General features: G+C 70.6%; 25 protein-coding genes. 1 reads left to right on the top strand and 24 read right to left on the bottom strand.

Going from position 1 to position 24,235, the window contains the following annotated elements; genetic code table 11:
* Positions 1-54: 54 nt before the first annotated feature.
* From L8M95_RS16775 to L8M95_RS16660, 24 genes are all read right to left on the bottom strand, one after another.
* Positions 55-2,802: an HAD-IC family P-type ATPase gene (locus tag L8M95_RS16775; protein ID WP_260487208.1), complete on the bottom strand. Its 2,748-nt coding sequence runs from the start codon at positions 2,800-2,802 to the stop codon at positions 55-57.
* Positions 2,803-2,868: 66 nt separating this feature from the next.
* Positions 2,869-3,528, bottom strand: a complete 660-nt coding sequence (locus L8M95_RS16770) for an MBL fold metallo-hydrolase (protein ID WP_205475720.1) — start codon at positions 3,526-3,528, stop codon at positions 2,869-2,871.
* A complete protein-coding gene (locus tag L8M95_RS16765; RefSeq protein ID WP_260487207.1) occupies positions 3,525-4,610 on the bottom strand; it encodes an S-(hydroxymethyl)mycothiol dehydrogenase in 1,086 nt (361 codons plus the stop codon). The genes L8M95_RS16770 and L8M95_RS16765 overlap by 4 nt, the downstream gene beginning before the upstream one ends.
* Before the next feature lie 139 nt (positions 4,611-4,749).
* Complete coding sequence (locus L8M95_RS16760) at positions 4,750-5,463, bottom strand: M23 family metallopeptidase (protein ID WP_163375657.1); 714 nt, start codon at positions 5,461-5,463, stop codon at positions 4,750-4,752.
* Between the two features lie 206 nt (positions 5,464-5,669).
* Positions 5,670-7,088 (bottom strand): pyruvate kinase, encoded by a 1,419-nt coding sequence (gene pyk / locus L8M95_RS16755; protein ID WP_163375656.1) that lies wholly within the window; start codon positions 7,086-7,088, stop codon positions 5,670-5,672.
* Positions 7,089-7,134: 46 nt separating this feature from the next.
* Positions 7,135-8,043: a prolipoprotein diacylglyceryl transferase gene (gene lgt / locus L8M95_RS16750; protein ID WP_260487206.1), complete on the bottom strand. Its 909-nt coding sequence runs from the start codon at positions 8,041-8,043 to the stop codon at positions 7,135-7,137.
* Positions 8,040-8,831 (bottom strand): tryptophan synthase subunit alpha, encoded by a 792-nt coding sequence (trpA, locus tag L8M95_RS16745; RefSeq protein ID WP_260487205.1) that lies wholly within the window; start codon positions 8,829-8,831, stop codon positions 8,040-8,042. The genes lgt and trpA overlap by 4 nt, the downstream gene beginning before the upstream one ends.
* Positions 8,828-10,123 carry a tryptophan synthase subunit beta gene (gene trpB, locus L8M95_RS16740; RefSeq protein WP_260489293.1) on the bottom strand — a complete coding sequence of 432 codons (1,296 nt, stop codon included), beginning with the start codon at positions 10,121-10,123 and terminating at the stop codon, positions 8,828-8,830. Before trpB ends, trpA begins: the two co-directional genes overlap by 4 nt.
* Positions 10,124-10,189: 66 nt before the next feature.
* Positions 10,190-11,002 (bottom strand): indole-3-glycerol phosphate synthase TrpC, encoded by an 813-nt coding sequence (gene trpC, locus L8M95_RS16735; RefSeq protein ID WP_260487204.1) that lies wholly within the window; start codon positions 11,000-11,002, stop codon positions 10,190-10,192.
* Between the two features lie 95 nt (positions 11,003-11,097).
* Positions 11,098-11,745: a TIGR02234 family membrane protein gene (locus L8M95_RS16730; protein WP_240341258.1), complete on the bottom strand. Its 648-nt coding sequence runs from the start codon at positions 11,743-11,745 to the stop codon at positions 11,098-11,100.
* On the bottom strand, positions 11,742-13,283 hold the full coding sequence (locus L8M95_RS16725; protein WP_260487203.1) for an anthranilate synthase component I: 1,542 nt from the start codon (positions 13,281-13,283) through the stop codon (positions 11,742-11,744). The genes L8M95_RS16730 and L8M95_RS16725 overlap by 4 nt, the downstream gene beginning before the upstream one ends.
* On the bottom strand, positions 13,280-13,459 hold the full coding sequence (locus L8M95_RS16720; protein ID WP_163375651.1) for a tautomerase family protein: 180 nt from the start codon (positions 13,457-13,459) through the stop codon (positions 13,280-13,282). The genes L8M95_RS16725 and L8M95_RS16720 overlap by 4 nt, the downstream gene beginning before the upstream one ends.
* Before the next feature lie 5 nt (positions 13,460-13,464).
* A complete protein-coding gene (hisI, locus tag L8M95_RS16715; RefSeq protein WP_163375650.1) occupies positions 13,465-13,818 on the bottom strand; it encodes a phosphoribosyl-AMP cyclohydrolase in 354 nt (117 codons plus the stop codon).
* Positions 13,815-14,588: an imidazole glycerol phosphate synthase subunit HisF gene (gene hisF / locus L8M95_RS16710; RefSeq protein WP_163375649.1), complete on the bottom strand. Its 774-nt coding sequence runs from the start codon at positions 14,586-14,588 to the stop codon at positions 13,815-13,817. Before hisF ends, hisI begins: the two co-directional genes overlap by 4 nt.
* 7 nt (positions 14,589-14,595) lie before the next feature.
* Positions 14,596-15,510, bottom strand: a complete 915-nt coding sequence (locus L8M95_RS16705) for an inositol monophosphatase family protein (protein WP_260487202.1) — start codon at positions 15,508-15,510, stop codon at positions 14,596-14,598.
* A 66-nt stretch (positions 15,511-15,576) separates the two neighbouring features.
* Positions 15,577-16,332 (bottom strand): bifunctional 1-(5-phosphoribosyl)-5-((5-phosphoribosylamino)methylideneamino)imidazole-4-carboxamide isomerase/phosphoribosylanthranilate isomerase PriA, encoded by a 756-nt coding sequence (gene priA, locus L8M95_RS16700; protein ID WP_163375647.1) that lies wholly within the window; start codon positions 16,330-16,332, stop codon positions 15,577-15,579.
* On the bottom strand, positions 16,332-16,583 hold the full coding sequence (locus L8M95_RS16695) for a hypothetical protein (protein WP_163375646.1): 252 nt from the start codon (positions 16,581-16,583) through the stop codon (positions 16,332-16,334). Before L8M95_RS16695 ends, priA begins: the two co-directional genes overlap by 1 nt.
* 22 nt (positions 16,584-16,605) lie before the next feature.
* A complete protein-coding gene (gene hisH / locus L8M95_RS16690) occupies positions 16,606-17,274 on the bottom strand; it encodes an imidazole glycerol phosphate synthase subunit HisH (protein ID WP_163375645.1) in 669 nt (222 codons plus the stop codon).
* The gene (locus L8M95_RS16685) at positions 17,271-18,518 is read right to left on the bottom strand and encodes an MFS transporter (protein ID WP_260487201.1); all 1,248 of its coding nucleotides are present in this window, start codon (positions 18,516-18,518) and stop codon (positions 17,271-17,273) included. Before L8M95_RS16685 ends, hisH begins: the two co-directional genes overlap by 4 nt.
* 7 nt (positions 18,519-18,525) lie before the next feature.
* On the bottom strand, positions 18,526-19,149 hold the full coding sequence (hisB, locus tag L8M95_RS16680; RefSeq protein WP_163375643.1) for an imidazoleglycerol-phosphate dehydratase HisB: 624 nt from the start codon (positions 19,147-19,149) through the stop codon (positions 18,526-18,528).
* Complete coding sequence (locus L8M95_RS16675) at positions 19,146-20,285, bottom strand: histidinol-phosphate transaminase (RefSeq protein WP_260487200.1); 1,140 nt, start codon at positions 20,283-20,285, stop codon at positions 19,146-19,148. Before L8M95_RS16675 ends, hisB begins: the two co-directional genes overlap by 4 nt.
* Positions 20,282-21,622, bottom strand: coding sequence for a histidinol dehydrogenase (hisD, locus tag L8M95_RS16670; protein ID WP_260489292.1), 1,341 nt, complete (start codon positions 21,620-21,622; stop codon positions 20,282-20,284). Before hisD ends, L8M95_RS16675 begins: the two co-directional genes overlap by 4 nt.
* A gap of 207 nt (positions 21,623-21,829) precedes the next feature.
* A complete protein-coding gene (locus L8M95_RS16665; protein WP_260487199.1) occupies positions 21,830-22,783 on the bottom strand; it encodes a hypothetical protein in 954 nt (317 codons plus the stop codon).
* Complete coding sequence (locus tag L8M95_RS16660; RefSeq protein WP_260487197.1) at positions 22,783-23,358, bottom strand: serine/threonine protein kinase; 576 nt, start codon at positions 23,356-23,358, stop codon at positions 22,783-22,785. The genes L8M95_RS16665 and L8M95_RS16660 overlap by 1 nt, the downstream gene beginning before the upstream one ends.
* 148 nt (positions 23,359-23,506) lie before the next feature.
* Here L8M95_RS16660 and L8M95_RS16655 point away from each other — a divergent pair, with 148 nt between their 5' ends.
* Positions 23,507-24,193, top strand: a complete 687-nt coding sequence (locus L8M95_RS16655; RefSeq protein ID WP_260487195.1) for a YceI family protein — start codon at positions 23,507-23,509, stop codon at positions 24,191-24,193.
* Positions 24,194-24,235 lie beyond the last annotated feature (42 nt).

The following is a 24,235-nucleotide window of genomic DNA, read 5'->3' as shown; positions in this document are numbered from 1 at the left end:
CCGATCGTTCCGCACCGGACGCGTTCGCGGCGGCGGCACCCTCGGGTGGGCGCGTCAGACCACGTCCATCCTGCCCGACCCGGCGGCGCGCCGCGTACGCCATCTCACGCCGGCCTTGCGGAGCTCCTCCAGCCAGAGGATCGACGACCCCACGGCGACGGCGAGCAACCATTCGTCGGCCCGCAGCGAGGTCGTGTCGAACACCCCTTGGAGGAACGGAACCTGGATCACCGCCACCAGTAGGAGCGGCACGGCCCCCAGCGCCACCCAGATCGGGGCGTTGCGCGCCATGTCGCGGGAGAAGACCGAACCGTGGTCGGACCGCACGTTCATCAGGTTGAACACCTGAAAGAAGACGAACGTCGCGTACGCGAGCGTCGTGGCGAACAGGGTCTCCCCCGTTCGCTCGGGGAAGACGACCTCCGCGAACGCCAGGACGAGCAGGGTTCCCGCGGCCATCACCACGCCCAGCCACAGGATCCGCATCAGCCGTACCGGGGTGAGGATCTGTTCGTCCGCCGGTCGAGGCCGCCTCCGCATGGCGTCCTTCTCCACCGGCTCCACGCCCAGCGCCATCGCGGGTGGGCCGTCCATGACGATGTTGACGAGCAGCACCTGCAGGGCCGTGAACGGCACCGACGCCAGGCCCAGCAGGCCACTGGCCAGGAAGACGAGCACGAACGCCCACGCGGTGGTGAGCTGGAACTTCACGAACTTGACGATGTTGTCGTAGATCCCCCGCCCCTGGTGTACCGAGGAGACGATCGTCGAGAAGTTGTCGTCGGTGAGCACCATGTTCGCCGCGCCCTTGGACACATCCGTGCCGGTGATCCCCATCGCGATCCCGATGTCGGCCTGACCCAGGGCGGGCGCGTCGTTGACCCCGTCGCCGGTCATGGCGACCACGTGCCCGCCGGACTGCAGGGCACGTACCATCCGGATCTTGTGCTCGGGGGTCACGCGGGCCAGTACACCGAGCCGACCTGCCCGGGTGCGCAGCTCGTCATCGTCCATCCGGTCCAGCTCGGCACCGCTCACGGCCTCCCCGCCGATGCCGAGATCGCGGGCGATGGCCGAGGCGGTCACCAGGTGGTCCCCGGTGATCATGTGTACCGAGATGCCCGCTTCGTGTGCGATGCGGATCGCCTCCGCCGCCTGCGTGCGCGGTGGGTCGACGATTCCCAGGACCGCGAGCACGGTCAGATCACGGACCTCGTCGAGCAGCGTGTCCTCGTCCGGTGGGCCGTCGGCTCCGTCGAACGGCCGCGCCGCCACGAGCAGGGTACGCAGGCCGGACGCGGCGAGCCCGTCCGTCGCGGCCCGCAACGCCTCGCGGCGCTCGTCGGTGAGCTCCGCCTCCGAGGTGCCGTCCCAGACCTGCGTCGCCCGCGGCAGTACCGCGCCGGTGGCACCCTTGACGTACAGGACGGGGTCCCCGCTCGGTGACCGGTTGACCGTCGCCATGAACTTGTACGCCGAGTCGAACGGTACCTCTGCCACGCGCGGCCGGGCGGCGCGCAGGCCCTCCACGTCGATCCCGCACTTGGTCGCCGCCACGAGCAGGGCGCCCTCGGTCGGGTCGCCCACCAGGACCCCGTCGTCGATGATCGCGTCGTTGCACAGCGACATTGCCACCGCGGCCCGCCTCAGGTCCGGTACGACGTCCGGGTCGGACGAGAGGACGGCCCCGGACCCGCCGTATCCGGTCCCGGTCACGGAGTATGACCCGCCACCCGCGACGATCCGCGTCACGGTCATCTCGTTGAGGGTCAGGGTGCCGGTCTTGTCCGTGGCGATGTGACTCGTCGACCCGAGGGTCTCGACGGCTGCGAGGTTCTTGATGATCGCGCCCTCACGGGCGAGGCGAGAGGCACCCATGGCGAGCGTGAACGCCACGACCGCCGTGAGCCCTTCCGGAATCGTGGCCACGGCCAGGGAGACCGCGGACAGGAGCATGTCCTCCCAGGTCTGACCACGGACGAGCCCGATCACCAGGACCAGGCCCACCACGACCAGTGCGATCGCGGTGAGGACGCGCGCGAGCGCCCCGATCCGCTTCTGCAGCGGGGTCTGCCCGGGCGCCGCCCCGCTGAGCAGGTCGGCGATAGCGCCCATCTCGGTGTGTTCGCCGGTGCCGGTCACCACCAGGCGGGCCCGGCCGCGGGTGACCTCCGTGTTCATGAACACCATGCTCGAGCGGTCACCCAGCGGTGCATCGACGTCCTCCACCGCCCGAGGGGACTTGTCGACGGGGACCGACTCCCCTGTCAACGACGACTCGGCCACCTGCACCCTCGACTCGGCGAGCACCCTGCCGTCGGCGGGCACACGGTCCCCGGATTCCACCACCACGATGTCGCCCGCCACGAGATCGCTGCTGTCGACCTCGATCTCCACGCCATCCCGCACGACCCGACTGCGGGGAACCGACATGTCGCGCAACGCCGCGAGACCGGCCTCCGCGCGGGTCTCCTGGACATAGTTGAGGATCGTGTTGAGCACTACCACCAGCAGGATGACCACCGGGGTCTCCCACTCCCGGGAGACCCCCGCGCTCACCGCCGCCGCCACTGCGAGCACGAGGATCATCGGGTCCGCCAACAGCCTCGCCACCCGCCGCAACGCGGACACCGGCGCGGCGTCGGGCATCGTGTTGGGCCCGTGCCCGGCCAGGCGCTCCCCCGCCTCGGTACTGCTGAGCCCGCCCGGGCCCGTTCCGAGACGGGAGAGCACCTCCTCCGGCGGGAGGGCGTGCCACGGCGTGGGTGTACCGGACTCCGCTGCCGACCTCGTCGTCGTCATCTCCCCGGTCCTCCCGCCCCACCGGCCCGGGCCGCACCGGTCCGGGTCGCGACCGCCACCGCGGTGTCAGTGCCCGCGGGCGATCCACTCCTCCAGGTGCGGGGACTCGTCCCCGACCTTCGTCCCGTCACCGTGGCCGGTGTGCACCAAGGTCTCCGCGGGCAGCGTGAGGATGCGCTCGCGGATGGAGGTGATGATGGTCGGGAAATCCGAGTACGACCGGCCCGTCGCGCCCGGACCGCCGGAGAACAGGGTGTCGCCGGAGAACAGCACGCCCGCCTCGGGAACGTGGAACACGCAGGATCCCGGTGAGTGCCCCGGCGTGTTCATCACCTCGACGCGGGTACCCGCGATCTCGAGCCGCTGCCCGTCCTCCAGATCACCGTGGGAGACCGTGGGATGGGTCTCGTCCCACAGCATCTGATCACCCGGGTGCACCAGGATCGGCGCATCCAACTTCTCCGACAGCTCCGGTGCCACGGTGATGTGGTCGTTGTGGGCGTGCGAGCACAGGATGCCCTTGACCTTGCGGCCCGCCACCGCATCGATGATCGGCTGCGCGGAGTGGGCCGCGTCGATCACGAACACCTCGGAGTCGTCCCCGAGGATCCAGATGTTGTTGTCCACCTCCCACTCGCCGCCGTCGAGCGCGAAGATCCCGCTCGTCACGACCTTCTCGATACGCAGACCACCGGCAGTGCCGGCGCTGGTGTGGATCTCGCTCACAACGTCACCACCGATCGGAGGACGGACCCGGACTTCATGGCGTCGAACGCCGCCTCGACGGCGTCGATGCCGATCCGCTCGGAGACGAACTTCTCCAGCGGGAGTCGACCCTGCAGGTGCAGGTCGACGAGCATCGGGAAATCACGCTCGGGCAGGCAGTCGCCGTACCAGGACGACTTGAGCGAACCACCGCGGCCGAAGAAGTCCAGCAGCGGCAACTCCAACCGCATCTCCGGCGTGGGCACGCCAACCAGGACCACGGTCCCGGCGAGATCCCGCGCGTAGAAGGCCTGCTCGTACGTCTCCGGCCGACCGACGGCGTCGATCACGACGTCGGCCCCGAAGCCACCCGTGAGCTCCTGGATCGCGGCCACCGGATCGGTCGAGGTCGAGTTGACCGCGTGGGTCGCCCCGAAGTCCTTCGCCCACTCGAGCTTGGTGTCGTCGATGTCCACCGCGATGATCGTCGACGCGCCCGCGAGCCGGGCGCCCACGACCGCGGCGACGCCGACGCCACCACAGCCGATGACGGCGACGGACTGACCGCGGCTGACCTGACCGGTGTTGACGGCCGCACCGAGGCCGGCCATGACGCCGCAGCCGAGCAGCCCCGCCACGGCCGGGTCGGCGGCCGGGTCGACCTTGGTGCACTGACCCTCGTGGACGAGGGTCTTGTCGATGAACGCGCCGATCCCCAGGGCGGGGGTGAGCACGGTGCCGTCCGTCAGCGTCATCTTCTGCGAAGCGTTGTGGGTGGCGAAGCAGTACTGCTGCTGACCCCTCTTGCATGCCCGGCACTCGCCGCACACGGCGCGCCAGTTGAGGACGACGAAGTCGCCCTCCGCCACGTGCGTGACCCGATCCCCGATGGTCTCGACGATGCCCGCGGCCTCGTGGCCGAGCAGGAACGGGTACTCGTCGTTGATCCCGCCGTCCCGGTATGCCAGGTCCGTATGGCAGACGCCGCACGCCTGCACCCGCACGATCACATCGTTCGGTCCGGGATCGGGGACGACGACGTCGACCAACTCGACCTCGGACCCCTTGCTGCGGGCGATGACGCCCTTGACGGTCTGCGACATGGATCGCCTCTCGACTGTTGGTGGATTCTCTCGACCCACTGTGTCAGAAACGCCCGACACGTGGCCGGACAACGCGGCGCGCCCCGCCTCCTCGAGGGGAGACGGGGCGCGACGTGCGTGGCGGGTGGCCGGCGACCGATCAGACGGCGACGCCGTTGGCGCGCAGCCACGGCACGGGATCGATCCACTGGCCGGCCGGGTTGCGGACGCCGAAGTGCAGGTGCGGACCGGTGGAGTAGCCGCGGTTGCCGACCGTTCCGATGACCTGGCCGGCGTTGACGCGCTGGCCGACCGCGACGTAGTTCTTGTCGTTGTGGCCGTACTCGAGCAGGTGCCCGTCGTCGGTCTGGATGCGGATCCACAGACCGTAACCGGAGGCCGGGCCGGCCGCGACGACGGTGCCGGACTTGGCGGCGAACATCGGGGTGCCGATCGGCGCACCGAAGTCCGTGCCGTTGTGGAAGGTGCCCCAGCGGGGGCCGAAGCCGGAGGTGATGGGCCCGTAGGTCGGGGCGTGGCCGCCGCCGATCGCCGGGATACCGAGCGAGCCGAAGACGGCCGGGTCGATGGCGTACTCGCGCAGCTGGTCCTCGGTCAAGCCGATTCCCTGGATGACGCCCTGCGCCATCTCGGCGAGCTGGTCCGCGTTGACGTCCGCGGACTGGGCGGAGGCGACGGGGGCCGCGGCCATGGCCAGGCCTCCCGAGAGGGCGGCGCCCGCGACGGTGCCGGCCACGATGCGGCCCATGTGGGTCGAGCGGGCCGCGCGGTGGCGCCCGGCGGTCGCGCCGGAGCCCTCGACACCGAGTCGATCGGCGAGCTCGGCGAAGGGAATGCGAGTGGCGTCGGACATCAGGGAACCTCAGAGACTGGAAAGCGGGTGAAGCAGGGACGTGACCGGCTTCCCCGGTCGACTCCAAGAAGGTAACAGAAGTGTCTCGGCCCTGTCACGTCAAAAGCACGAAAGGATACGAAAGCGCCGGTGAGCGGGGTGCTCACCGGCGCCGCGACTTCGTTACCTGACGGTGATCAGGCGAAGTCGGTGTCGCAGTTGCTACTTCAGTGGTCGACCTCGCCCATCCGGTGGACGAGGATGAAGTTGGTCGATCCTTCGACGCCCGGCACGTTCCCCGCGACGAGCACGATCAGGTCGTCCTCGTTGTACCCGTCGAGCGGGAGGAGCATCTCGTCGGTCACCTTGACGATCTCGGCGGTCTCGGTGATGCGGTCGGTGAGGAAGGTCTCGGTCCCCCACGTCAGGGCGAGCTGACTACGGATACGCGGGTCGCTGGTGATCGCGATGAGCGGAAGGTGGCTGTGCAGCCGGGCCAGCCGCCGCACCGTGTCCCCGGTCGAGGTGACCGCGACGAGCGCCTTCGCCCCCAGCCGCTCACCGATCTCCCGGGCCGAGGCCGAGATGACACCCCTCTTGGTCCGCGGGACGTGCACCAGTTCGGGCGCGGCCGTGGAGTCCGACTCCACTGCGAGCGCGATCGACGACATGGTCCGCACGGTCTCGATCGGGTACTTGCCCACCGAGGTCTCGCCCGACAGCATCACCGCGTCCGCCCCGTCGAGGACGGCGTTCGCCACATCGGACGCCTCGGCCCGGGTGGGCCGGGAGTTCGTGATCATCGACTCGAGCATCTGGGTGGCCACGATCACCGGCTTCGCGTTCTCGCGCGCGATCTGGATGGCGCGCTTCTGGACCAGCGGCACCTCCTGCAGCGGCAGCTCCACACCCAGATCACCCCGGGCCACCATGATGGCGTCGAACGCCAGGACGATCGACTCGAGGTTCTTGACGGCCTCCGGCTTCTCGAGCTTGGCGATGACGGGCACGTGGATCCCCATCTCGTCCATCACCTCGTGCACGAGTTCGACGTCCGCCGGCGACCGCACGAACGACAGGGCGATGAAGTCCACCCCCAGGTCGAGGGCGAAACGCAGGTCGGCGATGTCCTTCTCGCTCAACGCGGGGACGGAGACGTTCATCCCGGGGAGGGAGACGCCCTTGTTGTTGGAGACCGTGCCGCCCTCGGTGACGACACAGTGGACGTCGTCCCCGTCGACCTGTTCGACGGTGAGTCCGATGTTGCCGTCGTCGACCAGCAGCCGATCGCCCGGGCGGGCGTCGTTTGCCAGCCCCTTGTAGGTGGTGGAGACGCGGTCCTTGGTGCCCTCCACCTCCGCGACGGTGATGACGACACGGTCACCCTCGACCCACTCGTGCTTGCCCTCGATGAAGCGTCCGAGTCGGATCTTGGGGCCCTGCAGGTCCGCGAGGACGCCGACGGCCCTGCCGGACTCGTCGGAGGCCTTGCGGACCCACCGGTAGTTGGCCTCGTGGTCGGCGTGCTCTCCGTGGCTGAAGTTGAGGCGGGCGACATCCATCCCCGCGTCGACCAGCTCGCGGATTCCCTCCTCGGAGGCGACGGCGGGACCCAGGGTGCAGACGATCTTGGTACGACGATTCACTCCACCCAATCTAGTCCCCTCGACCGGCCGCCCGGTTAACCCGAGGTCAACGACCGGCCAACGGGGGTGCGTCGCCGGCGGAACCGCCCGATGCCGTGTCGTCCACACCGTCGTCGGGGGCCCGCAGCTCGGACGGCTCCTCGCGACCGCGGCGCGCCCGCCAGAGGTACACCAGTGCGCCGAGCATGACGACCAGCGAGACGATGGTGTTGATGCGCAGTCCGAACACCTCGGTGGAGGCGTCCGCGCGCAGCAGCTCCACCCAGAAGCGTCCGAAGCAGTACAACGCCACGTAGAGCGCGAAGAGCCGACCGTGGCCGAGTCGGAACCGTCTGTCGACGAGCACCAACACGAGCGCGACCAACACGTTCCACAGGAGTTCGTACAGGAACGTCGGATGGACGGTCGCCAGGACCTGGCCGGTCGACCGCCCGATGGTCTCGGAATACCCGTAGGACTCGTCGTAACGCTGGTAGATCTCCAGCGCCCAGGGCACGTCCGTCTCGCGACCGTAGAGTTCCTGGTTGAAGTAGTTGCCGAGTCGGCCGATCCCCTGCGCCAGCACGACGCCGGGCGCGATCGAGTCGCCCAGGGCGCCCAGTGCCCGGATCCCCTGTTGGCGCAGCCCGATGTAGGCGCCGAGAGCACCGAACGCGACCGCACCCCAGATCCCCAGGCCGCCGTCCCAGATCTTCAGCGCGTCAACCGGGTTGCGCCCCTCCCCGAAGTACCGGTACCAATCCGTGGCGACGTGGTACACGCGGCCGCCGATCAGACCGAACGGGACGGCCCACAGTGCCGTGTCGAGCACGACCCCGGCGCGACCCCCGCGGGCGACCCAGCGCTTCTCTCCCCACCAGATGGCGATGACGATGCCGAGGATGATCCACAGGGCGTACGCGCGCAGAGGGAACGGCCCGAGCTCCCACACCCCCTGGGGAGGGCTGGGGATCACGAGCCCGCCCCGGGACGACGGACGCCCTCCGCCAGCTCGGCGGTCAGTCGCCTCAGGGAGTCCAGTCCCTCGGTCGCCGCCGTGATGAGCGCCGACCCGACGATCACGCCGTCGGCGTAGGAGGCGATCTCGGCCGCCTGGTCGCCGTTGCGGACCCCGAGTCCGACCCCGCAGGCGAGGTCGGAGACCTCGCGGACGCGCTCGGTGAGGATCCGGGGCGCGTCCGAGACGACGTCGCGGGCGCCGGTGACCCCCATGACCGCCTGGACGTAGACGAAACCGCCCGTGTGGGAGAGCGTCATCGCGAGGCGCTCGGGGGTCGACGACGGGGCGACGAGGAACACCCGGTCGATGCCGTTTGCGTCCGACGCGGCGATCCAGTCGTCGGCCTCGTCCGGGATGAGGTCCGGCGTGATGACGCCGGTCCCGCCGGCGGCGGCGAGGTCCGCCGCGAAACGGTCGACGCCGTACTGCAGCACCGGGTTCCAATACGTCATCACCACGGGCACCGCCCCTGCCTCGGCGACGGCGCGTACCACCTCGAAGGTGTCCGCGACGCGGAACCCGGCCTCGAGTGCGGTGTCGGCGGCGGCCTGGATGGTCGGCCCGTCCATCATGGGGTCGGAATAGGGGATGCCGACCTCGACGATGTCGCACCCGCCCTCGACCATCGCGTGCACGGCGTCGATCGATCCCTCGACGGTCGGGTAACCGGCCGGGTAGTACCCGATGAGTGCGGCCCGGTTCTCGCCCCGGCACCGCTCGAACACGTCACTGAGAACGCTCATCCCTCGACTCCCCCGTCCGCGTACTCGCCCTCGCCGTCGTCGGCGCCCTGGCTCGAATCCACCCCGGCCTCGGGCGGGGTCCCCCCGTCCAACAGGCCGAACCACCGGGCGGCGGTGTCGACGTCCTTGTCGCCACGACCCGAGACGTTGACCAGGATCAGCCCCACGCCCTCCGCGGCGAGCTGCGCGGCGCCGGCGATCGCGTGAGCCGACTCGATCGCGGGGATGATGCCCTCGGTGCGGCACAACTGTGCGAACGCATCCATGGCCTGGGTATCCGTGATCGGGCGGTACTCGGCCCGCCCGATCTCGGCCAGGCGCGAGTGCTCGGGCCCGACACCCGGGTAGTCCAGGCCGGCCGAGATTGAGTGGGACTCGATCGTCTGCCCGTCGGTGTCCTGCATGAGATGGGCGTACGACCCCTGGAAGACGCCCGGCGTACCGGCGTTGACGGTCGCCGCGGTTCGTCCGGACGCCACGCCGTCGCCCCCGGCCTCGCAGCCGACGAGACGGACCGACTCGTCCCCGAGGAACGGGTGGAACAGGCCGATCGCGTTGGAACCGCCGCCGACGCACGCCACGGCGGCGTCCGGCAGACGCCCGGCCTGCTCGAGGATCTGCACCCTGGCCTCCGCACCGACGATGCGCTGGAAGTCGCGGACCATGGTCGGGAAGGGGTGCGGCCCGGCCGCGGTACCGAAGGCATAGTAGGTGTCGTCCGCGTGGGCGACCCAGTCCCGCATGGCCTCGTTGATCGCGTCCTTGAGTGTGGCCGAGCCGATCTCCACGGCCTCCACCTCGGCACCGAGCAGGCGCATCCGGGCGACGTTGAGCGCCTGCCTGCGCACGTCCACCGCGCCCATGTAGACCTTGCACTCCAGGCCGAGGAGGGCGCAGGCGGTGGCGGTGGCCACACCGTGTTGGCCGGCACCGGTCTCCGCGATCACCCGCTTCTTGCCCATCCGCTGCGCGAGCAGCGCCTGGCCGAGGACGTTGTTGATCTTGTGGGAGCCCGTGTGGTTGAGATCCTCACGCTTGAGGAAGACCCGCGCACCGATCTCCGCACCGAACCGCTTCGCCTCGTACAACGGCGACGGCCGGCCCGAGTAGTGACGCTGCAGCCGGTCGAGCTCGTCGAGGTAGTCCTCGTCGGCCCTGGCCTTGGCATAGGCGTCGGTCACCTCGTCGACCACCGCCATCAGCGCCTCGGGGACGTACCGGCCGCCGAACGGCCCCCAGTGGCCCCGTTGGTCGGGCTCATGTCCGGTGGTGGACCGGAGCACCACTCCCATGGTGGGCAGTGACGGAAAATCCTTGGAGTTCACGCCCCCAGTCTGCCGGAAGCCCGCGGCCCCGGCCTAGCGGGGTCCTTGCGGGCAGGACGGGTGGGCACCGGCCGTGGCCAGGGCGTTGCAGGCCGCCCGCGGGTCGCCCTGCGTCACCAGTCCCTCGCCCACGAGCACGGCGTCCGCCCCGACGCTGGCGTACGCCAGGAGGTCCGAGGCGTCCCGGACCCCGGACTCGGCGATCTTGACGACGTCGGACGGAAGCCCCGGCGCGATCCTGGAGAACACGTCCCTGTCGACCTCGAGTGTCTTGAGGTTGCGGGCGTTGACACCGATGACCGTGGCGCCGGCTTCCAGCGCGCGGTCGGCCTCCTCCTCGGTATGGACCTCCACCAGAGCCGTCATACCCAACGACTCCGTGCGATCGAGGAGCGACACCAGGGCGTCCTGCTCGAGCGCGGCCACGATCAGCAGGATCAGATCCGCGCCGTGCGCCCGCGCCTCGTGGATCTGGTATGGCCCCACCACGAAGTCCTTCCGCAGGACCGGGATGTCGACCGCGCGTCGGACCGCGTCGAGATCTGCCAGGCTGCCGTGGAAACGGCGCTCCTCGGTGAGGCACGAGATGATGCGCGCCCCGCCCTCCTCGTACATCCGGGCAAGGACCGCGGGGTCGGGGATCTCGGCCAGGGCACCCTTGGACGGGCTGGCCCTCTTGACCTCGGCGATGACGCCCACTCCGGGATCGCGCAACGCCTTGAGCGCGTCGAGTGGGTCCGGCGCCGACTGGGCCGCCTGCTTCACCGCCGCCATATCGATGACGGCCTCACGGGCCGCGACGTCCTCACGGACCCCGTCGAGAATCGAGTCGAGCACGGTACCCACCGTGACCTCCCTCTGCAGTCGTAGGGCGGAAAGTGTGATCGAGATCAACAATAGAGGTCCCGGCCGGGGTTCCCGAATCGGGACCCCCGACCCGGTCAGCCGGTCGGATCCCGTCCGTCGTCCAGTTCCTGCCACAGATCCCGCCCGGCGTCGTCCTCCGGGCCCGGTCCGGTCGCCGCACTCTCCCGCCGGGCCGCCGGGGTCACGTACCGGTCGTCGCGGCGCACCGGACGGGCCGGATTGACGAGGACGACGATCCCCGCCGCCAGCAGGGCGACGGCCCCCGCGCCGGTGATCACGGGTCCCGCGGGCCGGGTCGACAACTCGATGATCTCCGACCACTGCGGGATCGCCTCCGCGCCCTCGGAACCCGGCCCGGCATCGGTCCGGGCCAGGCCCTCGTCACTCGTGATCACCGAGTGGACCCGGTCGGCGTCGACCTCCCCCACCGACATCACCATCAGGCCCCCGGCGGCCACGCCGAGAAGTGCGATGACGGCGCCCACCGCGCGGGCGGCGGCGCCGCGGACCAGAGCCACCGCGGCGACCGCCGCCAGGGCGCCCAGCGCGAGCGGGACGAGAGCGGGTTGCCAGTCCGCGCCGGTCAGGGCCCGCCGAGCCTGTCCCGATTGGTCGTTGAAGGCCTCCACGTCGAGCCACACCATCCGCGAGGCGACCCACAGCAGGGCCGCCCCCACGAGCAACAGGACGACCGGAACCAGGAGACGGGAGCGCTGGGTCACCGGCTCCGCCCCGCGTCGCGCAGCGTCTCCGCGGCGGCGACGGCCCGCAGGACCGCCATCGCCTTGTTGCGGCACTCGGCATCCTCCGAGGTCGCCACCGAGTCGGCGACGATCCCGGCACCCGCCTGGACATAGGCCGTGCCGTCCTTGATCACTGCCGACCGGATCGCGATGGCCTGGTCGGTGTTTCCGGCGAAGTCGACGTAGCCCACCACTCCCCCGTAGACACCGCGTCGCGTGTCCTCGAGGTCCTCGATGATCTGCAGCGCACGGGGCTTGGGCGACCCGGACAGCGTGCCCGCCGGGAAACACGCGGTCACCGCCTCGATGCCGGTCTGCCCCTCGGCCAGTCGACCGGTCACCGTCGACACCAGGTGCATGACGTGGCTGTAGCGCTCGACCTGACGGAACTCCGTCACCTCCACCGTGCCCGGCACGCAGACCCGGCCGAGGTCGTTGCGGCCGAGATCGACCAGCATCAGATGTTCGGCGTTCTCCTTGGCGTCGTCCACCAGGTCCTTGCCGAGCAGGATGTCGTGCTCGTCGTCGTCGCCCCTCGGCCTGGTCCCCGCGATCGGATGGGTCGTCGCCACACCGTCCTTGACGGTCACCAACGCCTCGGGGCTCGATCCCACGATGGTGAAGGCGGTCCCGCCGAAACCGTCCTCCCCGCTCCCGTCCGGGATCGTCATGAGGAACATGTACGGGCTCGGGTTGGTGGTGCGCAGGATCCGATAGACGTCCCGCGGGGAGGCCTGGGTGTCGACCTCGAACCGCTGGCTGAGGACCACCTGGAAGGCCTCGCCCGAGTAGATCTGCTCGATGATGTCGGCGACCCGCGAGTGGTAGGTCTCCTCATCCGTGCAGCGACGTACGTCGGGAGCCGGGGTGTCGAACACGCTTACCCCGCCCGCGCCGGGCGCGGCGAGTCGCGCCGTCATGGAGTCGACCCTTGCCACGGCGTCCGCGTAGGCCTCACCGACCCGCTCGTCGCTGCCGTCCCAGTTCACCGCATTGGCGATGAGATGGATCCGGCCCTCGTGATGGTCGAAGGCCGCCAGGTCGGTGGCGAGCAGCTGGACGAGCTCCGGCACCTGCAGGTCGTCCACCGTGTCCGGTTCGATCCGCTCGAGTCGACGCACGATGTCGTACCCGAGGTAACCCACCATCCCCGACGTCAACGGGGGCAGACCCGGGATCTGATCGGTCCGCAACAGGTCCAGGGTCCTCCGGAGCGCGTCCAGCGGGTCACCGCCGGTGGGCGCACCCGCCGGCACGTGGCCCCACCACGTGGCCTCCCCCGCGTCGTCGACGGTCAGCGCGGCGGCCGCGCCACAACCGATGAAGGACCACCGCGACCAGGAGCGTCCGTGCTCGGCCGACTCCAGGAGGAAGGTGCCCGGCCGGTCCCCGGCGAGCTTGATGTACGCGGACAGCGGCGTCTCGGAGTCCGCCAGCACCGTGCGCACCACCGGCACGACCCGGTGCCCCGCGGCGAGCGCGCGGAACTGTTCGAACGTCGTGGTCTCGGTGCTCATCCGAGGGCCTTGCCGCCGATCCCGAAGGAATCACGCGGCATGTCGTTGACGTGGACCCACACTTTCGCCGGGTCCTTGCCCGAGGCCTCCGCGTACGCGGCCGTGACGGCCTCGATGACGCGGGCCTTGTCCGCCGCGGCCATCCCGTCGAGCTGGTTGATCTGGATGAAGGGCACGCCGATCAGTCCTCTCCGAGCAGGGTTGCGGTGTCGAAACAGCTGGTGGTGCCGTTGTGGCAGGCCGCCCCGGTCTGGTCGACGTGGAGCAGGACGGCGTCGCCGTCGCAATCGATCTCCACACGACGCACGTGCTGGACGTGGCCGGAGGTCTCCCCCTTGACCCACCGCTGACCCCGCGAGCGGGAGTAGTACACACCCCGCCGGGTCGCCAGGGTCTCGGCGAGGGCCGCGTCGTCCATCCACGCCATCATGAGCACCCGGCCCGAGGTGGCGTCCTGCACGACCGCGGCGACCAGCCCGTCGACGTTGCGGGACAGCCGCTCGGCGATGGAACGGTCCAGGACGTGAGTGCTCATCGGACCGTGATCCCCTCGGCCGCGAGCGCCGACTTCACATCACCGATGGTCATCTCGCCGAAGTGGAAGACACTGGCGGCGAGGACGGCGTCGGCCCCGGCGTGGACCGCCGGAGCGAAGTGCTCCACCGCGCCGGCCCCGCCCGAGGCGATGACGGGGATGGACACGGCCTCACGGACCGCCCGCACCATCGCCAGGTCGAAACCCGCCTTGGTGCCGTCGGCGTCCATCGAGTTGAGCAGGATCTCACCCACACCGAGGTCCTGGCCCCGCCTGGCCCACTCGACGGCGTCGATCCCGGTCCCACGACGACCGCCGTGGGTGGTGACCTCCCAGCCGGACGGGGTGGGCTCGGACCCCTCGGGCACGGTGCGCGCGTCCACCGACAGGACGATGCACTGCGAGCCGAAGCGGCGACTGAGCTCGCCGAGGAGCTCGGGACGGGCGATCGCGGCGGTGTTGACGCTGACCTTGTCCGCACCCGCCCGCAGGAGCTGGTTGACGTCCTCCTCGGTCCGCACCCCACCTCCGACGGTGAGCGGGATGAAGATCTGCTCGGCGGTGCGCCTGACCACGTCGATCATGGTGCTGCGTCCCGACGACGACGCGGTGACGTCGAGGAAGGTGAGTTCGTCGGCACCCTGCTCGTCGTAGGCGGCCGCCAGTTCGACGGGATCTCCCGCATCCCGGAGGTCGAGGAAGTTGACGCCCTTGACCACGCGGCCGGCGTCCACGTCGAGACACGGGATGACCCTGGTTGCGAGTGTCATGACCCGGTTACCGCCCGTTCTGGAGCCACGGACGGGGGCTCTCGGGTTCCGGAGTGGCGCGACGTCGCCCCGCCTCGAAGAAGTTGCTCGGCTCGCCGAGCTGTCGGATGGTGTCGAGGACCTCGGCGTGGGCCCGAGGGCCCGCGACGAGGATGGACTGGGAGTCGGTGGACCAGGGCTCCCCCGCGAGGTCCGTGACCACACCACCCGCGGCGCGGACGTGGGAGGCGCCGGCCGCGTTGTCCCAGGCTCGGTTGCCGAAGCTGACCGCGGCGGACAGCCTGCCCGACGCGACGAACGACAGATCGACCCCGGTGGAGCCGAACTTCCGGGTCCGTGCGGCGTCGAGCGTGAGCTGCTCGAAGACCTCGCGTCGATAGGCCGGCGGGTAGGTCGTACGCGCACCGGTGTTGAGCGACCCCAGTCCCAGGGCGACGTCGCGGATGGAGACGTCGGGGATCCGTGCGACCTCCTCACCGTTCTCCTTGAGCGGTCCGCCCGCGACGGAGGTGAACGTCAACCCCAGCAGCGGCAGCCACGTCAGGCCGAGCACCGGCTGGCGCTCGTGGACCAGCGAGACCAGGATGCCGGCGGTGGGGATACCGAGGGAGTAGTTGGCGGTGCCGTCGACGGGGTCGACGACCCACAGGGTGCCCTCGTTCACGGGCGGACCGCCGTACTCCTCGCCGTGCACCTCGAGCCCGGTCCCCTCCCGCAGCGCCTCCGAGATCCGGCGCTCCAGCTCCAGGTCCAGTTCGGTGGCGAAGTCGTTGCGCGAGCCCTTGTTCTGGATGCCCTGCGCCCCCACCCCCTCGACGAAGCGGGGCGTCACCTCATCGAGGACGCGCGTCGCCAGCGCGAGGGCCTCGGCCGGGTCGACGGGGAGGTCCGTCGGCAGGGTGTTTCCGGTCTGATCGTCCATCTCGGGCCTCCTGCTCGAGGTCATGCGGGGTCGGGAAGCTGCCAGGGGGGTGACGGCGTCGTGGAGTCAGCGGCGGCTGACGGCAGCGAGCGCCTCGGGGAGGGTGAACCTGCCCGCGTAGAGGGCCTTGCCCACGATCGCCCCCTCCACGCCCTGTGGCACCAGCGAGGCGATGGCCTCGAGATCCGCGACCGACGAGACGCCGCCCGACGCCACCACGGGGGCGTTGGTGGCCGCGCACACCTGCGAGAGCATCTCCAGGTTGGGTCCGTTGAGCATGCCGTCCTTGGAGACGTCGGTGACGACGTACCGGGCGCAGCCGTCCTTGTCCAGACGTTCGAGGACCTCCCAGAGGTTGCCACCGTCGGAAACCCATCCACGACCGCGCAACCTGGGCTCGCCGTCGACCACCCGCACATCGAGGCCCACCGCGATGCGGTCACCGTGACGGGCGATGGCCGAGGCACACCACTCCGGGTTCTCCAGCGCGGCCGTCCCGAGGTTCACGCGGGCGCACCCGGTGGCCAGGGCGGCCTCGAGCGAGTCGTCGTCGCGGATACCACCGGACATCTCGACCCTGACGTCGAGCGCCCCCACGACCTCGGCGAGCAGGTCCCGGTTCGACCCCCGACCGAAAGCGGCGTCGAGATCCACCAGGTGGACCCATTCCGCGCCGTCCCGCTGCCACTGCAGAGCCGCGTCCAGCGGGGCACCGTAGGACGTCTCGGTCCCGGCCTCCCCCTGGACGAGACGGACGGCCTGACCGTCGGCGACGTCGACGGCGGGAAGGAGTTCGAGGTAATTGGCGTTGGTCACGGCCATCAGCCTAGTCCGTCGTCACCGGCGTGCTCCGCCTGCCCGCCGGGCTCCTCGCCGTACTCGGCGCGGATCGCGCGATCGGTGATGCGGTTGGACACCAGGCCCATCGCGACGATCGACAGGATCACGCCGACCAGCGCGACGAGAGCCTTGCCGGCCGGCGGCACGGGCAGGAGGGCCACCGCGAGCGCGGTCAGGGCGAGACCCGACACCCCCGCCCCCGCGACTCCCAGGGCGAGCTGGGCGAAGGACACCGGGGCGGGGTCCCGAGAGCCGTCAACGGCGGACAGAACGAATCCAGTTCTCGAGCAGATGCAGTCCGGCATCGCCCGACTTCTCGGGGTGGAACTGGGTGGCGGACAAGGGCCCGTTCTCCACCGCGGCGATGAACCTCGTGCCGTGTTCGGCCCAGGTGACGTCCGGGGCACGGAGGTGGTCCGACGGCTCCATCTCCCAGCGCTGCACGCCGTACGAGTGGACGAAGTAGAAGCGTTCGTCAGCGGGCATGCCCGCGAACAACACCGATTCCGACGGCGCCTCGACGGTGTTCCACCCCATGTGCGGCAGCACGGGTGCGTCCAGCCTCTCCACCACGCCGGGCCACTCACCGCATCCGGGAACACCGGGCGAACCCTCGTGCTCACCGTCCGAGAACTCGGTGCCCCGATCGAACATGACCTGCATTCCCACGCAGATCCCCAGAACGGGGCGACCACCGGCGAGACGCTCTCCGATGATCCGCGGTCCCTTGACCGCCTCGAGGCCCTTCATGCACGCCGCGAACGCGCCGACCCCGGGGACGACCAACGCCTCGGCCTCGGTGGCGACGCGGGGGTCCGACGTGAGTTCGACCCGGGCGCCGACCCGCTCGAGCGCACGATGCGCCGAACGCAGGTTTCCGGAGCCGTAGTCCAGGAGTGCCACCCGCGTCGCCGAATTCGTCATTGGTCCACCTTATCGCCGGGGTCGTTCGGGGTCAGATCGCGCGTGGGTCTCGTACGCCGGGCACCCACCGCCGCAGGGCCGCCCACCGCGAGGACGACCCCCGCCGCGACGGTGAACAGCACGACGTAGCCGAAGCCCGCGAACCCGCCCATGACCACGGAGCCGAGACCGGTTCCGGCGTCGAAGGAGATGTTCCACGACGCGGACGCCGTCCCCAGTCGCGAGCGCGGCATCCGCTCGAACGACGCCACCAGGGCCTCGTTCTGTACAGCACCGAACCCGAGGCCGAAGACGACGGTCGGGACGAGGAACCACCACGGGTTCACCTCCATCGTCAACAACCCGGCGATGCCGAGCATTCCGAGTGCCGCGACACCGAGGCCCGGCCAGACCAGCGACCCCGGGCCACGCCGGTCCGAGATGAGGCCGGCGACGGTGCGTCCGACGATGACACCGACGCCCAGCAGTCCGAGCCCGACGCCGGCGACGACAGCGCCGCTACCGGAGACCAGGGAATCCAACGCCGGCGACAGGAACGACGCCGCCGCCCCGTAGGGCAGGGTCACCGCCACCATGACGAGGAACGGGCCCGCGAGGAGGAGCACGACCTGCTTGGTACCGAGCGTCGACCGGTCCGTCTCCCCCGGTGGGCTCGGGTAGACGTGGGGCAGTCGCGCCGCGGCGACCAGGCCGACGACGCCGAACGCGGTGGCGGCCCAGGCCACCGTCGGCAGCCCGAGGAGGTCGAGCAGCCACAGTCCGACCGGCAGGAAGATCGCTTCGGAGATGCCCACGGCGAGACCGATCAGCGACGTGGCCCGACCGAGCATGCCGGGCGGGGCGAGCTCGGCCACGAGGGCGGAACCGGCGACGGTCATCATGCCGAACCCCGCACCGCGCACGCCGCTGATCGCCAACACCGCGATCGGGTTGTCGGAGAGGGCGAGCAGTCCCGAGGGCAGTCCGAGCAGGGAGCTGCCGATCCCCAGGACCCAGCGATAACCGATCGCACTCGTGACACGCGGGGTGGCGAGCTGGAACAGGACGGTCACCGTCATGAACACGCCGGTGGTGGCGCCGGCCACGAACTCGGTGCCGCCTCCGCGGACAACGGCGAGCGGTACCACCGGCAGCAGGAGGGAGAAGCCCCCGAACGCGAGCAGGACCAGGACGAACGCGGCCGCGACGCCGGGGGTGCGGGCCAGCGTCGAGAACGCCCCCGGCGTGGCGACGCGCGGGGTCACGCCGGCATCACAGCGCGCCCTTTGTCGACGGGATTCCGGTGATCCTCGGATCCGGTTCGACGGCTGCGCGCAGCGCCCGCGCCACCGCCTTGTACTCGGCCTCGGTGATGTGGTGCGGATCGCGGCCGTAGTGCACGCGGACATGCAGCGCGATCCGGGCGTTGTAGGCGAGGGTCTCGAACACGTGGCGGTTGAGGACCGTGCCGTAGGGCGCGCTGGCATGGCCGATGACCACGTATCCGATCATCAACTCCGGCTCACCGGTGTGCACGAAGTAGGGCCGCCCGGAGACGTCGACGACGGCCTCCGCGAGAGTCTCGTCCATCGGCAGCGAGCACTGGCCGAAGCGTCGGATGCCGCGCTTGTCGCCGAGGGCCTGCGCGAGGGCCTGCCCCAGGACGATCGACGTGTCCTCCACCGTGTGGTGTGCCTCGATCTCGCTGTCACCCGTCGCGCGCACGGTGAGGTCGAAGGCGCCGTGTTGGCCGAAGGCCGTGAGCATGTGGTCGAAGAACGGCACCCCGGTCGAGATGTCGGTCCGGCCGGTCCCGTCGAGGTCGATCTCCACGACGATCGACGACTCCTTGGTCGTCCTCTCGACCCGTCCCCGCCGCGCGGTCTGTTCACTCATCGCTTCTCCTCGGTTCCGGTCTCGATCTCCTCGGCCGCCAGTGCGGCGCTCACCTGCAACAGCTGATCGTTCTCGTGCTCGAGCCCGATGGTCGCACGAAGTCGACCCGGGATGCCCACGTCGCGGATCAGGACGCCCGCGTCCAGGTATCGCTGCCAGGCGCGCCCCGCGTCGACGAACGGCCCGTAGAGCACGAAGTTGGCCTCACTGGGAAGTACCTCGTACCCCTGTTCCTCCAGCCCGGCGGTGACGCGCTTGCGTTCCTCGGCGAGGAGCGCGACGGAGGCGAGTGTCTCGTCGGCGTGCCGGAGAGCTGCCCGGGCGGCGGCCTGCGCGATCATCGACAGGTGGTACGGCAGCCGCACGAGCAACACCGCCTCGACGAAGGACGGGTCGGCCGCGAAGTACCCGAGCCTGCCGCCGGCGAAGGCGAACGCCTTGCTCATCGTCCGCGACACGACGAGCGTGGCCGGGTAGTCGGCGAGCAGGGTGCAGGCGCTCGGGGAGGGCGAGAACTCCGCGTACGCCTCGTCCACCACCACGATGCCGGGCGCGGCGTCGAGCAGGCGGCGCAGGTCGTCGAGGTCGACCACGTGCCCTGTGGGGTTGTTGGGCGTGGTGACGAACACGACGTCCGGCCGGTGCTCCCCTATTGCCGCCACCGCGGCGTCGATGTCGATGGACAGGTCGGGCCCGCGGTCCACCGGGATCCACTCGGTGTCGGTACCGGCCGCGAGGATCGGGTGCATCGAGTAGCTGGGGACGAAGCCCATGGCGCTGCGCCCGGGCCCGCCGAACGCCTGCAGGAGCTGCTGCAGGATCTCGTTGGACCCGTTGGCGGCCCACACCATGTCGGTGTCGAGGTCCGCGCCGGTCTGCCGGGTCAGGTACGCGGCGAGATCACCCCGCAACGCGACGGCGTCACGGTCGGGATAGCGGTTGAGGTCCGTGGCGGCCGCCGAGACCGCGCCGGCGATGTCGGCGACCAGTTCCGCACTGGGCGGGTGCGGGTTCTCGTTGGTGTTGAGTTGCACGGGCACCTCGAGCTGCGGGGCACCGTACGCGCTCCGTCCGCGCAGGTTCTCCCGCAGTGGAAGGGCGCTCAGTCCCACCCCCGGACGTGGCGATCCGGTCACTGTCCGTCCTCCCCTGCGCTGAGATCCTCGAAGCGTGCACGCACCGCCTCACCGTGCGCGGGCAGGCGCTCGGCGTCCGCGAGCGCGACGACGGTCGGCGCGATCTCCTTGAGTGCGGCCTGGTCGTAGTCGATGACGTGGATTCCCCGCAGGAAGGTCTGCACGCTCAACCCCGACGAGTGACGGGCCGTCCCGGAGGTGGGCAGGACGTGGTTGGACCCGGCGGCGTAATCGCCGAGCGGGACCGGCGAGTAGGCGCCCACGAAGATCGCGCCGGCGTTGCGCACGCGGGCCGCGTCGGCCGCCGAATTGCGGGTCTGTACCTCGAGGTGCTCGGCGGCGTAGGCGTCGACCACGCGGAGCCCTGCCTCGATGTCGTCCACCAGGACGATGCCCGACTGGGGCCCCTCCAGCGCGTCCCGCACCCGATCCGAGTTGAGGGTCACGTCGTAGCGCGCCTCGATCTCACGGTCCACGGCGTCCGCAAACCACTCGGAGTCGGTCACCAGGACGCTCGCGGCGTTCGGGTCGTGCTCCGCCTGGCTGATGAGGTCGTAGGCGACGTGGACCGGGTCGGCCGTGTCGTCCGCCAGGACCGCGATCTCGGTGGGACCCGCCTCGGAGTCGATGCCGACGACGCTGCGGCACAGACGCTTGGCCGCGGTGACGTACACGTTGCCGGGGCCGGTGACCATGTCGACGGGCTCGAGACCGGAGTCATCCGTGTCCCGCCCGCCGTAGGCGAGCAGCGCCACTGCCTGGGCGCCGCCCACGGCCCAGACCTCCTCCACCCCGAGCAGCGAGCACGCGGCGAGGATGGTCGGGTGCGGCCACCCGTCGAAGTCTGCCTGGGGAGGAGAGGCCACCACCAGCGACCCGACTCCCGCGACCTGCGCGGGAACGACGTTCATGATGACGCTGGACGGGTAGACGGCCTTGCCACCCGGGACGTAGAGGCCCACCCGCTCGACCGGTACCCAACGCTCGGTGACGAATCCGCCGGGAGCGACCTCCGTGACGGTGTCGCTGCGACGCTGCGCGGAGTGGACGATGCGGGCACGACGGATCGCCTCGGACAGCGCGGCGCGGATGTCCGGGTCCAGATCCTCGACCGCCCGCGCGATGACCTCGGTCGGGACCCGGACGGTCTCCGGGCGGACCGAGTCGAACCTCTCGCCGTAGTCGAGCGCCGCCTTGGCCCCGTGCTCGCGGATCGCGTCGACCACCGGGCGGACGGTGTCGACGACGGAGTCGACGTCGGCGGCACCGCGCGGGAGGGTACGTCGCAACTCGGCCGTGCCGAGTGAGCGACCGCGCAGGTCGATGCGGGAGAGCATGGTGTGGCCTTTCTTCGGGAGCGCCGTGGCCGCGAGCGGGAACCCGGCGATGGATTCCGGCAGGACGTGGACGCCCGTGGCCCGCGGGACCACCTGGCACCAGTCTAGTTGTGGGTCACCCGACCGCGACTCGGGCACCTGCGCGGGTGGCCCCGACATCGACCGGCCTGGCCCCGTGTGGCCCGACCGGGCGCGATCCCCCTCGGATCAGCACCCTCCGCCGGGAAGGGACGCGAGCTGCGGTGCGAGCGCGTCCGCCATCGTGCTCAACGCCGCTGTCCCGGCTTCGAAGGTCGGGGCGTCGACCGCGAGTGAGACCGCGACGTCACCCCCTGCGGCGGGGATCAGCCCGAACTGGCGGACGAGGTACCCGCCACCGTCTCCCGGACCCCATCCGCCCTTGAACCGCGCGCCGGGAAGACGTCCGAGACCCCAGCGCTGGTCGGGCGCGATCCGTCCCATGAGCTCGATGACCGGTGAGGCTCCGTCCATGCACGGCAGGGCGGATGCGAACCGGGTCTGATCGACCAACGCCCACCGGGTCTGACCGAAGACGGTGTACCCAGGTCGCATCCGGACCGAGGGCACCTCGGAGGTGACGTCTCCGCCCTCGGTGAGGATTCGGCCGGTGGCCGCCGCCGAGGCCGCGCCACCGCCCAGGTGGGACCAGAGGTTCTCCGCCGCCCGGTTGTCGGAGACGGAGATGGCGGCGGCGTTGTCCCGGAGGACCCGCGGGTCAGTCCGCGCCACGGCGACCGCCAACGGGACCTTGATCGTCGACCAGGCGACGCCGGTGCGCCAGGTCCCGGCCTCCCGGGGCTCACCGCCACCGACCGGGACGACGGCGATACCGGCGTCCTCGGGCACGGCAGCCACGACCGAGTCGAGATCGACTGCCGTCGCCCCCGTTGCCACAGGTGCAGGCGGCGACACGAGATCGGCGGGCGGCGGTTCGGCGGACAGCGACGCGAGGTCGCCCGGTGCGCCCACCCCGCCCTGGACGGGGAGGCCGGTCACCGTCGCCACGGTCTCGGTCACCACCACCTGTGGGGGGCCATAAGTGGGCGAGAGGGCAGCGCATCCCCCGCCGGCGGCCGCCACCGCGAGCAACGCGATCAGCGAGATCACTCCCGTCGACCGCCCACCTGGTGTCGGGGTCATCAGTAGAGATGTACGACAGCGTTGTTGCCGCCCGTGCAGGTCACGACGGGGCCACCAGCGCACGACATCGCGTAGCTCTGTCCGGTGACCGGACTGTAGGCGTTCACCGTCATCGCCTGCCCGGTTCCGCCGGATCCCACGTACTGCGACCAGACGACCTCGGCGAACTCGCAGGAGGTCGCCGAAGACCCCACCGCCGCCGCCGAGTACGGACCGGCCCCACGATCCATGCACTCGTACGCGCCGGCGGGTCGACTTCCCTGGGCGGGTCGTGCCGGCTGGACGGTCGGGGGGTTGGCCGCCTCGGCAGGGGCGGTGGCGGTCGCCGATACCGTCCAGGTGGCCGGAGCTGCCGCGGTCCCGGAGAAGCGAGGGGCCAGGACGATCGCGCCGGCGACCAGGATCCCCAACAGCAGGACGGACCCCAGAACCAGGAACACGATCACCGGGACGGAGAGCCCGGATCGCTGGGGCGGCATCCCGTACCCACCGGGAGGCGCCGGTCTGAACTGCGCGTCGGACGGGGAGCTCCAGCTCGGGGCGTTGTCCCATCGTGGGGGCTGGTCGGGCGTCATGGGAAGTCCTGTCGGTTCCGCGTGGCCGGGGTGCCCGCAGTAAACATTGACTTTATCTTAGGTTCACTGAGCATTCGGGACATCCCGACGCACCTGTTGTCAGCCCGCTCTCATCCACCGGCCCGCCGGGCTTTCTAAGCTCAGGTGCATGCGCAGACTGTTCTGGGTGATCGGCGTCCTCGTCGTCGTCATCGTCGTCGTGATCGCCGCTCCGTTCGTCTACAAGGCGGCTCGTGGCGGAGACGACGCGCCGCCCACCGTGATCGACACCCGGGACGTCGACGCCGCGGCGACGGAGCTCGACGGCGCCTGGGAGGTGGTCCCGGGCACCCCACCGAACGGCACGGTCGCCGGGTACACCGTCGACGAGGTCCTCAGGGGCGAACCGGTGACGGTCGTCGGCACCACCGGCCAGGTGGACGGTGAGGTCATCATCACCGGCCGCATCCTCGAATCCGGCGGTTTCGAGGTCCGGATGGATGGCCTCGAGACCGACATCAGCGCGCGGGACAACCGGGCCCGGTCGGCGGACATCCTCGACGCGGACGGCCACCCGGTCTCGACCCTCACCCTCGCCGAGCCGGTCGACCTGGCCGGTCTGCCCGGCGACGGCACCACCTCCACGGTGCCGATGCTCGTCGACCTGACCATCAAGGGGACCACGGTCCGCAGACAGGCCGAGGTGACCGTACTGCGGGCGGGAGACCAGCTCATCGCCTCGGGGCGGGTCCCGGTGACGTGGACCGAGGTGGGAGTGCAGCCACCCAGCCTGGGATTCGTGACCGTCTCCCCCGACGGGACTGTCGACTTCCGGGTGGTCCTGGAGAAGAGCTGAGCCCTCCCCTCTCAGGGTTGCCCGCGGATCCGCCAGGAGACA

Origin of the sequence: Dietzia sp. B32 (assembly GCF_024732245.1) — a bacterium.
GTDB lineage: Bacteria > Actinomycetota > Actinomycetes > Mycobacteriales > Mycobacteriaceae > Dietzia.
The sequence above is the reverse complement of the archived record's forward strand: the minus strand, read 5'-3'. Positions and strand labels throughout refer to the sequence as shown.